The following is a 14,152-nucleotide window of genomic DNA, read 5'->3' as shown; positions in this document are numbered from 1 at the left end:
GCGAGGGAGACCGCAGCCCCGGGCTCCCTCGACGGTTCGGGGTTCCCTCGGCGGTCGGCCCGCGGGGCGGCCGTAAACTGGACCCGTGCCCCTCAACGAGATCATCTCGGCGCTGTCGCGCGCCTCCACGTTCGACGATGCTCTCGCGTACGCGGTGCGGGACGCCGACTTCTCGGTGGCCGACGGCCTCCGGGTCCCCCTGCTCGCGGGGCTGATCGAGAGGCGCGCGGAGGCGGGACGCCCGCAGGCGGCGCTGGTGGTCACGGCCACGGGCCGCGACTCCGAGAACGTGCGCGCCTCCCTCGGCTGCATGCTGCCGGACGCGGACGTGGTCGAGTTCCCGGCCTGGGAGACGCTGCCGCACGAGCGCCTCAGCCCGAGCGCCGAGATCGTGGGGCGGCGCCTGGACGCGCTGCGGCGGATGAAGCAGTGGTCGGGCGAGCGGCCCCTCGTGGTGGTCGCCTCCGTGCGCGCGGCGCTGCAGCCGGTCGCCGACAACCTCGCCGACATCGAGCCGATCCGACTCGTGAAGGGCGCCCGCGGCTACGACCTCGGCCGCATCTCCTCCGAGCTGGTCGACCTGGCCTACGCCCGGGTCGACATGGTCACGCGCCGCGGCGAGTTCGCCGTGCGCGGCGGCATCCTCGACGTCTTCCCGGCGGTGGCCGAGCATCCGAGCCGAGTGGACTTCTTCGGCGACGAGGTCGACTCCATCCGCGGCTTCTCCGTGGCCGATCAGCGCTCGCTTCCGGGCGAGGCCGACTCGGTGGTCCTCCCGCCGAGCCGCGAGCTGCTGCTGGTGCCCGCGGTGCGGCAGCGGGCCCGCGAGATGCTGCACGAGTTCCCGAGCCTGTCGGCGATGCTCGCCAAGATCGCCGAGGGCATCCCGGTCGAGGGGATGGAGTCGCTCGCCCCCGCGCTGCTGGAGCGGCTGGTCCCGATCTCGCACTACCTCCCCGAGGGTGCGGCCGTCGCGGTCCTCGCCCCCGAGCGCGTGGCGACGCGGGCGATCAGCCTCGCCGAGACGAACCGCGAGTTCCTGCAGGCGGCCTGGAGCGCGGCGACCGCCGGCGCCGAGGCCCCCATCGACCTCGCCTCGGGCGAGTTCATCTCGCTCGGCGCGCTCCGCGACTCCGTGAAGCTCAGCGCCCCGGGCGCCGACGCTCCCGACCACCCGTGGTGGACGATGAGCACGTTCCGCCAGGGCCCCGCCGCGGGCGAGGCCGAGGTGCTGCCGGAGGAGCTCGGGATCGACGAGATCCTCGCCGTCCGCGTCGAGGGCGAGCCGGTCCCCGGCTTCGGAGCGAGCGTCGAGGGCGCCCTCGCCCACGTCCGCGCGCGCCTGGCCGACGGCTGGACCGTGGTCCTGACCGCGCCCGGCACCGGCACGGTCGAGCGCACCGACCAGGTCCTCGCCGAGCACGAGGTCGCCGCCCGCATCGTCGCCGACCTCCCCGCCGGGCTCGAGACGGGCCTGGCCTACGTGGTCCAGGCCTCCGTCGATCACGGCTTCGAGGTGGAGGAGGCGAAGCTCGCCCTGCTCACCGACACGGAGTTCTACGGCCGCACCGTCGGCTACGACTCCCGCGCGGTGAAGAAGCTCGCGTCGCGTCGCAAGAACGTCGTCGACCCGCTGCAGCTCACGCCCGGCGACTTCGTGGTGCACGCCACGCACGGCATCGGCCGGTTCGTGGAGCTCTCGCAGCGCGAGGTCTCCAGCGGGGGCCGCAACGCGATCAAGACCCGCCGCGAGTACCTGGTGCTCGAGTACGCCCCCAGCAAGCGCGGCTTCCCGGGCGACAAGCTGCTCGTCCCCACGGACCAGCTCGACCTGCTCTCCCGCTACGTCGGCGGCGAGGCTCCGGCGCTGAGCAAGATGGGCGGGAGCGACTGGGCGCAGGCCAAGAGCAAGGCCCGCCGCGCGGTCCGCGACATCGCGGTCGAGCTCGTGAAGCTCTACTCCGCCCGGATGGCCTCCCGCGGGCACGCGTTCCCGCCGGACACCCCCTGGCAGCGCGAGCTGGAGGAGGCGTTCCCGTTCGCCGAGACCCCCGACCAGCTCACCGTCATCGACGAGGTCAAGGCCGACATGGAGCGGCCGATCCCGATGGACCGCCTGCTCTCGGGCGACGTCGGCTTCGGCAAGACCGAGGTCGCCGTGCGCGCCGCGTTCAAGGCGATCCAGGACGGGAAGCAGGTCGCGATGCTCGTGCCGACCACGCTGCTCGTCCGCCAGCACCTCGAGACGTTCCAGGAGCGCTTCGCCGGCTTCCCCGTCCACCTGCGGGCGCTCAGCCGGTTCCAGAGCGCGAAGGAGTCGAAGGAGACGATCGAGGGCCTGGCCGACGGCACCGTCGACATGGTCATCGCGACCCACCGGCTCCTCAGCGACAACATCGTCTTCAAGGACCTCGGCCTGCTCGTGATCGACGAGGAGCAGCGCTTCGGCGTCGAGCACAAGGACAAGCTCAAGGCGCTGAAGAAGAACGTCGACATCCTCTCGATGAGCGCCACGCCCATCCCGCGGACGCTCGAGATGGCGGTGACCGGCATCCGCGAGATGTCGACCCTCGCGACCCCGCCGGAGGAGCGCCACCCGATCCTCACCTTCGTCGGCCCCTACTCCGAGAAGCAGGTGTCGGCCGCGATCCGCCGGGAGCTCCTGCGCGAGGGCCAGGTGTTCTTCGTGCACAACCGCGTCTCGACGATCAACCGCGTCGCCTCGCAGCTCGCCGAGCTGGTTCCCGAGGCGCGGATCGCGGTCGCGCACGGCAAGCTCAGTGAGTCGCAGCTCGAGCGGATCATCGTCGACTTCTGGGAGCGCAAGTTCGACGTCCTGGTGTCGACGACGATCGTCGAGACCGGCCTCGACATCCCGAACGCCAACACGCTGATCGTCGACCGCGCCGACAAGTACGGTCTCTCGCAGCTGCACCAGCTGCGCGGGCGGGTCGGCCGCGGCCGCGAGCGCGCCTACGCGTACCTCCTCTACGACGAGACGAAGCCGCTGAGCGAGACCGCGCACGACCGGCTGCAGACGCTGGCCGCCAACTCGGACCTCGGCGGCGGCATGCAGATCGCGCTGAAGGACCTCGAGATCCGCGGTGCGGGCAACCTCCTCGGCGGCGAGCAGTCCGGGCACATCCAGGGCGTGGGCTTCGACCTCTACCTGCGGATGATCGGCGAGGCCGTCGACACCTTCCGCGGCGAGGTCGCCGAGGGGCAGACGGAGCTGCGGCTCGAGCTGCCCGTCGACGCGCGCATCCCGGAGGAGTACGTCGACAGCGAGCGGCTGCGCCTGGAGGCGTACCAGAAGCTGTCGGCCGCGTCGTCGCCGACGGCGAAGGAGGGGAGCATCGACCTCGTGGTCGAGGAGCTGACCGACCGCTACGGTGAGCTGCCCGAGGCGGTCGAGAACCTCATCCTGGTGTCGCGGCTGCGCATGCGCGCGCAGAAGGCGGGCCTCAGCGACGTGGTCGCGATGGGCTCGAACGTCCGCGTGGCTCCCGCTCACCTGCCCGACTCGATCCAGGTGCGCCTGCGCCGGATGTACCCGACCGCGAAGTACCTGCAGCAGGCCGACGCGGTCGTCGTGCCGATGCCCGTGCTCGACGGCGTCCCGCTCGGCGACCGGGCGCTCATCCAGTGGGTGGCGTCGCTCCTGGACGCGCTGTTCCCGGAGCCGGTCACCGTCTGAGGTCCTCGGGGCGGCGCTCCCCGGTGGCGCGCCGCTCCGCTCCGGCGGCCGTCGCCGCTGACGTAGGGCCCACTGGCAGGATGGAGGGCATGCCGCTCCTCGCCGCCCGACGTCCCCGTGAGCCGGAGCCGCTCGCCGGCCCGCTGGTCGCCGTCCGCGGGGTCGCGGTGCGCGCCTCGGGGGTCGAGCTGCTCGCCCCGTGCTCGCTCGAGGTGGAGGCGGGGGAGCGCGTCGCGGTGACGGGCCGCAACGGCACCGGCAAGACCACGCTCCTGCGGGTGATCGCCGGCCTCACCGCTCCGAGCGAGGGAGTCGTGGCGGTGGCCGGGCGCGCCCCGGAGGAGCGCTCCGCCGCCCACCGCCGCGCCGTCGCCGCCCTGATCGGCACCCCTCCCTTCGAGCGGGACCTGACCCTCGAGGAGCACCTCGCGATGGTGGCCGTCTCGTGGGGCGCGCCGGTCGCCGATGCCCGCCGCGAGGCCGCAGCTGGTCTCGACGCGCTCGCGCTCGCTCCGCTCGCCCGCCGCTTCCCGCACGAGCTCTCCTCCGGGCAGACGCAGCTGTTCTCCCTCGCGCTCGTGCTGGCCCGTCCCTCCGCGGTGCTGCTGCTCGACGAGCCGGAGCAGCGGCTCGACGTCGAGCGGGTGCCGCTGGTCGCGGAGGTCCTGCGGCGCGCAGCCGCGTCCCGGGCACTCGTCGTCGCGACCCACAGCCCTGTGCTGATCCAGGGTCTGGGCGCGCGGGTCGTCGAGCTGGAGCGGGCGTGACGCGCGCGGAGGGGGCCCGCGTCGCCGAGGTGCGGGCTCTGCACCGGCACCGCGCCGCGGCTCCGCCGAGTCCGCGCGCCTACGCGGGCTACCTCGCCGCGATGACCGTCCTCGTCGTCGTCCTCCCCGTCGCCCGGGCCCTCGCGCTCCTCGCTGCCGAGGCGGGAGCCGCGCCGGAGCCGCTGGTCGCCCTCGCCGCGGGTCTCGCCCTGCCCGCCGCCGTGCTCCTGGGCCGGGTGCGCGGACCCGCGGTGGGCGAGCCGCACACCACGGCCGTGCTGCTCGCGACCGATCTGCGCCGCTGGGCGGTGCTCCGCCGACCCGTGGTCCGGGCGTCGGCCGGTCTCGTGGCGTGCTGCTCCGCCGTCGCGTCGCTCCTCGCCGTCGCCGCCTCCGCGCCGCTCCTCGCGGCCGTCGTCGGCGGCGCCGCATTCGCCGGCCTCCTCGCCGTCGCCTGGCTCGCCGGTCAGTGCCTGCCCTCGCGCCTCCCCGCGCTCGCGGCGGGCCTCCTCGCCTCCCTCGCGGTCCTCGGGGCCCTCGTGCCCGGTGCGCCCACGCCGGGCGGCCTCCTCGCCTCGGCCGTGAGCGGAGCGGAGGAGGTGCGCGCCGCGACCGTGCTGCTCGCGTCGGCCGCGGTCCTCCTGGCCGCGGCGCCCCGGCTGCTCGACGCCGCGCGCGGACCTCGGCTCCTCGCCCAGGCCCGGCAGTGGTCGGCGACCGCCCGGCTCGGAGCGACGGGGGATCTCGCCGAGTCGCTCGACGGGTACCGCGCCCTCCCGGCGATCGGGCGGGGGCTCCGAGCGGTCCGCCACTCCCCGTTCGCCCTCGCGGTGCCGGTGCGCGACGCGATCGGCGCGCTGCGCACTCCCGGCCGCTCGGCGGTCGCGGTCGTCGCCCTGGCCGCCGCCGGCGCCGCCGCCGTGCTCGCCGCGGTCGTGCCGTCCTCCCTCCTCGCGCTCCCGGCCGCCGCGGCGGGCGTGCTCGCCTACCTCGGCGCCGGCGTCTGGAGCGACGGCTTCCGCCACGCCGCCGCGACCGCGGGGCAGCCGGCGCTCCTCGCCCCCGGCCCGTTCGAGCTGCTCCTCCTGCACGCCGTGCTCCCTCTGGTGCTCGCGGTCGGAGTCGCGATGCTCGGCGCCCTCGCCGCCTCGCTGCTGCTCCCGGGCGCGGCGGTGCCGGTGGCCGCCGCGACCGCCGTCGCCGCCGTCGCCGCGCGGGCGATGGATGCGACCCGGGGTCCGCTGCCGCCGCAGCTGCTCAGCCCGGTGCCGCTCCCGATCGGGGACGGCGCGGGAGTCGCGGTGGTCCTCTGGAACCTGGCGGGTGCACTGGTCAGCGCCTCGACCGCGGTGTCCGTCGCGGCGTCACCCGGGCTCCTCGCCGCGGTGCCGCTCGTCGCCGGCGGCTGCCTCCTCGTCGCGCGGCGGCGACTCGCGCGGGCCTGAGGCTCCCGGGCGCCCGCGCCGCCCGGATGTCCGCGGCGGCGGCCGGACCGGATGCGAGGATGGCGGGGTGACCGCGCATCCCCGGCTCGACGAGCTCATCCGCACCGTCCACGTCCTCCGCGCCCCGGGCGGCTGCCCGTGGGACGCCGAGCAGACCCACGAGTCGCTCGTGCGCTATCTGATCGAGGAGTCGTACGAGCTCGTCGACGCCATCGAGGCGGGGGACCGGGCCGACCTGATCGAGGAGCTCGGCGACGTCCTCTACCAGGTGCTCTTCCACGCCGACCTGGCGGCCGAGAGCGCCGAGCCCTTCACCATCGAGGACGTCGCGGCGCACATGAACGCCAAGATGATCGGCCGCCACCCGCACGTCTTCGGCGACGCCACGGCCGAGACGGCCGACGACGTCATCGCGGTGTGGGACGAGCTCAAGCGCACCGAGAAGCCGCACCGCACCAGCGTGCTCGACGGGATCCCGCAGGGCATGCCCGCCCTCGCGCTCGCCGACAAGGTGATCGGCAAGGCGACCTCGCTGGGCGTCGTGGACGCCGGCCAGGGCCCTCTGCCCATCGAGTCGGAGGAGGACCTCGGCCCGCTGCTGCTGGCCATCGTCGCCTCCGCCCGCGCCCAGGGGCTCGACGCCGAGCGCGCGCTCCGCACGGCGACGCGCGACCTGCAGGACGAGATCCGCGCGGTGGAGCAGGAGCGGCGCGCGGACTGAGGCGCCCGCCGGCCCGCCCCGGCCGATCTGGGAGAATCGCCGTCATGGCCTCCCCGATCACCCCGCCCCGCGGCATGCGCGACTTCCTCCCCGCCGACAAGGCGAAGCGCGAGCACGCGCTCGGCGTCATCCGCCGCGTGTACGCCTCCCACGGGTTCGACGAGATCGAGACGCCCGTGGTCGAGGACTTCGACCGCCTCCACTCCGGGCTCGGCGGCGACAACGAGAAGCTCGCCTTCAGCGTCCTGCGCCGCGGGCTCACCCGCGACGACCTGGCGGCGGTCGACGACGCGTCCGCCCTCGCCGACCTCGGCCTGCGCTTCGACCTCACGGTGCCGCTCGCCCGCTTCTACGCCTCGCACCGCGCCGAGCTGCCGGCCGTCTTCCGGTCGGTGCAGATCGCGCCGGTGTGGCGCGCCGAGCGCCCGCAGAAGGGGCGGTACCGCCAGTTCGTGCAGTGCGACATCGACATCATCGGCGAGCCCGGGCAGCTGGCCGAGGTCGAGCTCATCACGGCGACCGCGGCGGCACTCGACGCCCTGGGCCTCGAGGACTGCACCATCCGGATCAACGACCGCCGCATCCTCACCGGAATCCTCGAGCACTGCGGCTTCGCCCCCGAGCGCTTCGGCCCGGCGCTGATCTCGATCGACAAGCTCGACAAGATCGGCGCCACCGGAGTCGTCGCCGAGCTGGAGGCCGACGGGCCGGACGCGGCCGCGGTCCTCGGGGGTTACCTCGCGCGGATCGAGCAGGCGGTCGCCGCCGGGGGAGTGGCGCTCGAGCAGTCCGCGATCCTCGACGTGCTGCCCGAGGGCATCGACCCGGAGGCGGTGCTCGCGCTCGAGACCCTGGCCCGGTCGCTGCGCTCGCTGCCCGCCGGCGTCTCGCTCCGCTTCGACCCGACGCTCGTGCGGGGCATGGGCTACTACACCGGCACGATCTTCGAGATCGCGCACCCGTCCTCGGGCTCCTCGGTCGGCGGCGGCGGGCGGTACGACGGGATGATCGGCCGCTTCCTCGGTCAGGACGTGCCGGCCTGCGGCTTCTCGATCGGCTTCGAGCGGATCGTCGAGCTGATCGGCGGTGCCGTCGTCGAGCGTCCCGACGCCGTCGTCCTCGTCCACGAGCGGGACGCGGCGCCCGAGCTGCTGCTCGCGCTCAAGCAGGAGCTGATCGCCCGGGGCTCGCGCGTGCGCCTCGAGCGCCGGGCGAAGAACCTCACCCCGCTGCTGGACCGCGCGGCCGCCGCGGGCTTCACCCGCTTCGCGCTCGTCCCGCGGGACGCCGCCTCCGCCGCCGACCTCTCCTTCAAGGACCTCGGCTGATCCGCGCCGGCGGCGCCGGGTGAGCGACGCCGGCTGCCTGCGCTGAGCCGCGCCCGTGGGACGGGCCGGGGCTGTCCTGTGAGGCCTGAACAGGGTCTCAGACGATCCGTCAGAGGATCATGCCGATCTGGTCGGATCCTTGTCGGATCCGTGAGAGCCTTAATACCCGCGAAATCTGCGGACACACCCGAGAAATCTCCCCCGGATAGCGTCGAGGCACCCGATCGGCGCGGCTTGGCGCGCCTGCACGGGCACCCGTCGCGACCCCGCGCACCGCACCGCAGCAGCCCTGACGATCCCCACCCGAGGAGTCCCCTTGACCCTGTCGCCCCTCCGCTCCCTCCCGGCCTTCGACCGCCGCAGCCTCCTCCGCCTGGCGGGTGTCGCCGGCCTCGCGATCGGCGGCGCCTCCGTCCTCGCCTCCTGCGCCTCCGACTCCTCCGGCGCGTCCGCCGCGGACGGCGGCGACCTCGGCACCCTCAAGGTCCAGCTCTCCTGGATCAAGAACGAGGAGTTCGCGGGCGAGTTCTTCGCCGACTCGAAGGGCTACTTCACCGAGGCCGGCCTGGCGGGAGTGACGCTCACCCCCGGCCCCTCGACGGGCGTGGCCGAGCTCCTCTCGGGCAGCGCGGACGTCGCGCTCAGCGACGCCGTCTCGATCGGCACCGCGATCGCCCAGCAGGAGGCCCCGCTCAAGATCATCGGCGCGACCTACCAGAAGAACCCCTTCACGGTCCTCTCGATCAAGACCGCCGGTAACATCGCCACTCCGGCCGACCTCGCCGGGAAGAAGATCGGCGTCCAGGCCTCGAACACCTCCCTGTTCCAGGCGCTGCTCGCCGCGAACGGCCTCTCCGAGTCCGACCTCACGGTCGTCCCCGTCGAGTACGACCCCTCCGTCCTCGTCAACGGCACCGTCGACGGCTTCATCGCCTACCTGACGAACGAGGCCATCACGGTCGCGGCCGAGGGCTACGAGGTCGTCAACCTGCCCTTCGCCGACAACGGCCTCCCCTTCGTCGCCGAGACCTTCTCGGTGTCGGAGCAGGCGATCGCCGAGAAGCGCGATGCTCTGAAGGCGTTCCTCGTCGCCGAGATCAAGGGCTGGACCGACGCCGTCAACGACCCGGAGGCGGGCGCGATGCTCGCCGTCGAGAACTACGGCAAGGACCTCGGCCTCAACGAGGAGTCCTCCAAGAAGGGCGCCACCATCCAGGCCGAGGAGCTGGTCGTCTCGGACGAGACGGTCTCGAACGGCCTCTTCACCATCTCCGAGACGCTGCAGTCCGAGACCATCGCGTCCCTCGCGGGCGCCGGGATCGACGTCACGGCCGAGGACCTCTTCGATCTGACCCTCCTCGACGAGGTCTACGAGGAGAACCCCGAGCTGATGAAGTACGCGGCCTGATCCTGATCCACGAAGGGCACCACTCGTGACCGACACGACCGACGCCGGCACCCTGCGCGACCAGGGTGCCGGCGGCACCGGCATCCAGATCCACGGCCTGTCGAAGACGTTCCGGATGGGCTCGCGCAGCGTCGCGGCGCTGCAGGACACCGACCTCCACACCGACCAGGGCAGCTTCCTCGCCCTGCTCGGCCCGTCGGGGTGCGGCAAGTCGACCATCCTGCGCATCCTCGCGGGGCTGGAGGAGCCGACGTCCGGCTCCATCCGGGTCGACGGCCGGACCCCCCAGGAGCTGCGCCGCGACAACAAGCTCGGCATCGCCTTCCAGGACCACGCGCTCCTGCCGTGGCGCAGCGTCATGGCGAACATCCGCCTGCCGTTCGAGATCGCGGGCAAGAGCGTCGACCAGTCCTACATCGACGAGCTGATCGACCTCGTCGGCCTCCGCGGCTTCGAGAAGGCCAAGCCGGCCCAGCTCTCCGGCGGCATGCGCCAGCGCGTGTCGATCGCCCGGTGCCTGATCCTCAAGCCCGAGGTCCTGCTGCTCGACGAGCCGTTCGGCGCCCTCGACGACATGACGCGGCAGAAGCTCAACCTCGAGCTGCTGCGGATCTGGACCGAGAAGCCCGCCACGACGCTCCTCGTCACGCACGGCATCTCGGAGGCGATCTTCCTCTCGGACCGCGTCGCGGTGATGAGCCCGCGCCCGGGACGGGTGAAGGAGATCATCGACATCGACCTCCCCCGCCCGCGCACTCCCGAGATGCAGCGCACCCCCGAGTTCCACGCCTACGTCGACCAGGCCTCCGAGCTGCTGTTCGGCGACGGCGGCGCGGCCGCGGACGACCGCGTCTAGGAGGCATCGTGGCCACCACGCTCCCCGCGGCCCCGCGCCGCGCCCTGTCCCTGCCTCCGTGGCTCACCGGGCTGATCGGCGTCGCCGCGATCGTCGCCGTCTGGTGGATCGTGGCGCTCGTCACCGCGCCCACCGGCGCCGCGACCTACGCGCCCGTCCCCACTCCCGTGCAGGTCGTGCAGACCGCGATGGAGGACGGCGCCGGCTTCTACTGGCGCAACTTCTCCGTCACGATCGGCGAGGCGGCCGTCGGCTACTTCTGGGGCAACCTCCTCGCGCTGGTGCTCTCGGCGCTCGTGCTGGTCCTGCCCTGGCTGGAGGGGGTCGTCTCGCAGCTCGCGGTCATCACGTACTGCGTGCCGATCGTCGCCATCGGAGCGATCGTGCTGCTGATCCTCGGCGGTGCGGACGCTCCCGGGAAGGCGAGCGCGACGGCGATCTTCCTGGCCGGCCTCTCGGTGTTCTTCACCACGGTCGTCGGCAGCCTGCTCGGGCTGAAGGCGGCCGACAAGGCGGCGCTCGACGTCGTCACGGTCTACGGGGGCTCGCGCTTCACTCAGCTGCGCAAGGTCCGCCTGATCGCGGCGCTGCCCAACATCCTGTCGGCGCTGCAGATCGCGGTGCCCGCGGCCTTCCTCGGCGCGATCCTCGGCGAGTACTTCGGCAAGATCGAGACGGGCGTGGGCCCGATCCTGGTCGCGGCGCAGGTCTCGCTGAACTCGCCCCGTGTCTGGGCGCTCTTCCTCCTCTGCGCGGGCGTCGCGCTCCTCGGCTACGGCATCGTCGGACTGATCGGGCGCCTCATCGCGCCCTGGTCCTCCGGAAAGCGGGCATGACCATGACGACCACCGTTCCCGACCGCACGGAGCAGTCCACGGCCACATCGATCCTCGCGGTCGACGAGCTGCGGCGCCAGCTGCGCACGGCCGCCCTCGGCGCGACCCTCAAGAGCCTGCGCAAGAGCCTGCTCGTCGCCCTGTCGACGATCGTGATCGTGCTGGCGATCTGGATCGGCGTCGTCCTCTTCAGCGGGGTCTCGCCCTACGTGGTCAAGGGCCCGTGGGACGTCTGGCAGCACCTGGTGACCGATGCGAAGGCCGCGGAGCACCGCGCCGAGCTGGGCGGGCTCTTCGCCGTGACCATGGGCGACGCGCTGATCGGCTTCGCGGCCGGCCTGGTCGTGGCGATCCTCGGCGCGATCCTGTTCCGCCTGTCGAAGGGCATCGAGCACGCGCTGATGCCGTTCGCGATGCTGCTGCGCTCGGTGCCGCTGATCGCGATGGCGCCGCTGATCATCCTGGTCTTCGGGACCGGCTCGATCGCCTCGGTCGCGGTCATCGGCGGGATCGTCGTCCTGTTCCCCGCGCTGGTGACCATCGCCTTCGGCCTCAACAACGCCTCCCCGCAGATGCTCGACGTGGTCGCGGTCTACGGAGGCAGCACCCTCACCGCGATCCGCAAGGTGGCCATCCCCGGCTCGCTGCCCTCGCTCTTCGCCGCGATCCGCATCTCGGTGCCAGGGGCGATCACGGGCGCGCTGCTCGCGGAGTGGCTCTCCACCGGTGCGGGCATCGGCGGGGCGATCAACGCCTGGTCCGCCCAAGCCCGCTTCGCGGACGTCTGGTCGGCGGTCGTGCTCGTGACCGGCGTCTCGCTCGTGCTCTACATGCTCGTGCAGGTGCTCGAGACCTTCGTCCTCTCCCGGATGTCCCTCTCCCTCACCTGACCTCGTCCCTTCCCCCTTCCGCGGGACGCAATTCGAGTGCGGCTCGCCCGGTGGGTCGCATACCCCGGTGGTGTCTCGCGGGAAGGGGGAGGGCAGGGGGAGCGGAGCGACGGGGCCGGGTCAGACGGTGACGATCGCGTCGACGCGGTGGCCGGCCAGCACCTCGCGGCCGCCGAGCCCGTCGAGCTCCATGACCACCGCGATCCCCTCGAGGCTCCACCCTGCGCGCTCGATCAGGCGGCGGCTCGCGTCGAGCGTGCCCCCGGTCGCCAGCACGTCGTCGACCAGCAGCAGCCGCGAGCCGCGGGGCGCCGCGTCCTCGTGCACCTCCAGCATCGTCTCGCCGTACTCGAGGGTCGCCTGCTCGCGCAGCACGGCCCGCGGGAGCTTGCCGGGCTTGCGGACGGTGACGACGCCGAGACCCGCCGAGTAGGCGGCCGCTGCGGCGAGCAGGAAGCCGCGCGCCTCCACGCCCGCGATCGCGTCGATCCGGCCGCGGTAGGGCTCGATCAGCGCGTCGGCCACCGCCCGCAGGGCCTCGCCGTCGCCGAAGACCGGCGTGAGGTCGCGGAACAGGATGCCCGGGCTCGGGAAGTCCGGGACGACGGCGGTGAGACGGTCGACGTGGTCGGCGGCGGTCGTGGTCACGGGGAACCTCCGGGTCGGCGGGTGCGCCCGGGCCGTCCGGCGATCGGGCCCTGGGAGTCTACGACCGGCCGCGGTCTCCTGCGCTTCGGAGGCGGTCAGTAGACTCCTTCCCGACCGCTCCCGTCTCCGGGAGCCCACCCGTCAAGAGGAGATAGTTGTGGCCCTTATCGAGGCAGTCGTCGCCCGAGAAATTCTGGACTCCCGTGGCAACCCCACGGTCGAGGTCGAGGTCCTGCTCGAGGACGGCGCGTCCTCGCGAGCGGCCGTCCCGTCCGGCGCCTCCACCGGCGCGTTCGAGGCGTACGAGCTCCGCGACGGCGACTCCGACCGCTACCTCGGCAAGGGCGTGCAGAAGGCCGTCGACGCCGTCATCGACGAGATCGGCCCGGCCATCGAGGGCTTCGACGCCACCGACCAGCGCCTCGTCGACGCCGAGCTGATCGAGCTCGACGGCACCGAGAACAAGTCCCGCCTGGGCGCGAACGCGATCCTCGGCGTCAGCCTCGCCGTGGCCAAGGCCGCCGCGCAGTCGTCGGACCTCGACCTGTTCCGCTACGTCGGCGGCCCGAACGCGCACACCCTGCCCGTGCCGCTGATGAACATCATCAACGGAGGCGCGCACGCCGACACCGGCGTCGACATCCAGGAGTTCATGGCCGTCCCGCTGGGCGCCGAGTCCTTCTCCGAGGGCCTGCGCTGGGGCGTCGAGATCTACCACGCGCTCAAGGCGCAGCTGAAGAAGGCCGGCTTCGCCACCGGCCTCGGCGACGAGGGCGGCTTCGCCCCCGACCTGCCCACCAACCGCGAGGCGCTCGACTTCATCCTCAAGGCCGTCGAGGCCGCCGGCTTCACCCCCGGCAAGGACATCGGGCTCGCGCTCGACGTCGCCTCCTCGGAGTTCTACGAGGACGGCGCCTACACGTTCGAGGGCAAGAAGCTCTCGGCCGAGGAGCTCTCCTCCTACTACGCCGACCTCGTCGCCAACTACCCGCTGGTCTCGATCGAGGACCCGCTGGACGAGGACGACTGGGCCGGCTGGACCCACCTCACCGCGGCCATCGGCGACAAGGTGCAGCTCGTCGGAGACGACCTGTACGTCACCAACCCGGTGCGGCTCGCCCGCGGCATCGCCGAGAAGGCCGGCAACTCGATCCTGGTCAAGGTGAACCAGATCGGCACGCTCACCGAGACGCTCGACGCCGTGGCCCTCGCCCAGCGCAACGGCATGACCGCGATCCTCTCGCACCGCTCCGGCGAGACCGAGGACACCACCATCGCCGACCTCGCGGTCGCGGTGGACGGCGGCCAGATCAAGACCGGCGCCCCGGCCCGCTCGGACCGCGTCGCGAAGTACAACCAGCTGCTGCGCATCGAGGAGATCCTGGGAGGTGCGGCGACCTACGCGGGTCGCTCCGCCTTCCCGCGCTTCTCCGCGTAGTCTCGGCACGCCGGACCGGCCCCGGAGCCCAGCACCTCGGTGCGGGCGCCGGGGCCGCTCCACTTCCCCCGCCGCGATCGAGGAGGCACCCGCCCATGGCCCGTCCGCCCCGCCGCCC

Annotated in this window: 11 protein-coding genes; 10 read left to right on the top strand and 1 reads right to left on the bottom strand. The window is 73.1% G+C overall.

Annotated elements, in window-relative coordinates; all coding sequences use genetic code 11:
- The first annotated feature begins 85 nt into the window (after nt 1-85).
- The 9 genes from mfd (at nt 86) to C5D66_RS08695 (ending at nt 11,948) form a co-directional block, all read left to right on the top strand.
- Nucleotides 86-3,697, top strand: a complete 3,612-nt coding sequence (mfd, locus tag C5D66_RS08730; RefSeq protein WP_104262852.1) for a transcription-repair coupling factor — start codon at nt 86-88, stop codon at nt 3,695-3,697.
- A gap of 89 nt (nt 3,698-3,786) precedes the next feature.
- On the top strand, nt 3,787-4,464 hold the full coding sequence (locus C5D66_RS08725; protein ID WP_104274329.1) for an ATP-binding cassette domain-containing protein: 678 nt from the start codon (nt 3,787-3,789) through the stop codon (nt 4,462-4,464).
- Complete coding sequence (locus tag C5D66_RS17455) at nt 4,461-5,909, top strand: hypothetical protein (protein WP_258061307.1); 1,449 nt, start codon at nt 4,461-4,463, stop codon at nt 5,907-5,909. The genes C5D66_RS08725 and C5D66_RS17455 overlap by 4 nt, the downstream gene beginning before the upstream one ends.
- A 67-nt stretch (nt 5,910-5,976) precedes the next feature.
- Nucleotides 5,977-6,630 (top strand): MazG family protein, encoded by a 654-nt coding sequence (locus C5D66_RS08720; RefSeq protein WP_258061308.1) that lies wholly within the window; start codon nt 5,977-5,979, stop codon nt 6,628-6,630.
- 44 nt (nt 6,631-6,674) lie between these two features.
- Complete coding sequence (gene hisS, locus C5D66_RS08715) at nt 6,675-7,958, top strand: histidine--tRNA ligase (RefSeq protein WP_104268004.1); 1,284 nt, start codon at nt 6,675-6,677, stop codon at nt 7,956-7,958.
- Between the two features lie 316 nt (nt 7,959-8,274).
- On the top strand, nt 8,275-9,366 hold the full coding sequence (locus tag C5D66_RS08710; RefSeq protein ID WP_258059873.1) for an ABC transporter substrate-binding protein: 1,092 nt from the start codon (nt 8,275-8,277) through the stop codon (nt 9,364-9,366).
- A gap of 115 nt (nt 9,367-9,481) precedes the next feature.
- A complete protein-coding gene (locus tag C5D66_RS08705; protein WP_104222373.1) occupies nt 9,482-10,222 on the top strand; it encodes an ABC transporter ATP-binding protein in 741 nt (246 codons plus the stop codon).
- Nucleotides 10,223-10,230: 8 nt separating this feature from the next.
- The gene (locus C5D66_RS08700; protein WP_244229606.1) at nt 10,231-11,058 is read left to right on the top strand and encodes an ABC transporter permease; all 828 of its coding nucleotides are present in this window, start codon (nt 10,231-10,233) and stop codon (nt 11,056-11,058) included.
- Nucleotides 11,059-11,060: 2 nt separating this feature from the next.
- The gene (locus C5D66_RS08695) at nt 11,061-11,948 is read left to right on the top strand and encodes an ABC transporter permease (RefSeq protein ID WP_244230660.1); all 888 of its coding nucleotides are present in this window, start codon (nt 11,061-11,063) and stop codon (nt 11,946-11,948) included.
- A 120-nt stretch (nt 11,949-12,068) separates the two neighbouring features.
- On the opposite strand, the gene C5D66_RS08690 is transcribed toward C5D66_RS08695, so the two are convergent.
- Nucleotides 12,069-12,596, bottom strand: coding sequence for an adenine phosphoribosyltransferase (locus tag C5D66_RS08690; RefSeq protein WP_104274327.1), 528 nt, complete (start codon nt 12,594-12,596; stop codon nt 12,069-12,071).
- A gap of 157 nt (nt 12,597-12,753) precedes the next feature.
- On the opposite strand from C5D66_RS08690, the gene eno reads away from it, so the two are divergent.
- Nucleotides 12,754-14,034, top strand: a complete 1,281-nt coding sequence (gene eno / locus C5D66_RS08685; protein WP_104222361.1) for a phosphopyruvate hydratase — start codon at nt 12,754-12,756, stop codon at nt 14,032-14,034.
- Nucleotides 14,035-14,152: the final 118 nt, after the last annotated feature.

The organism is Rathayibacter sp. AY1B4, assembly GCF_002932815.1.
GTDB lineage: Bacteria > Actinomycetota > Actinomycetes > Actinomycetales > Microbacteriaceae > Rathayibacter.
The sequence above is the reverse complement of the archived record's forward strand: the minus strand, read 5'-3'. Positions and strand labels throughout refer to the sequence as shown.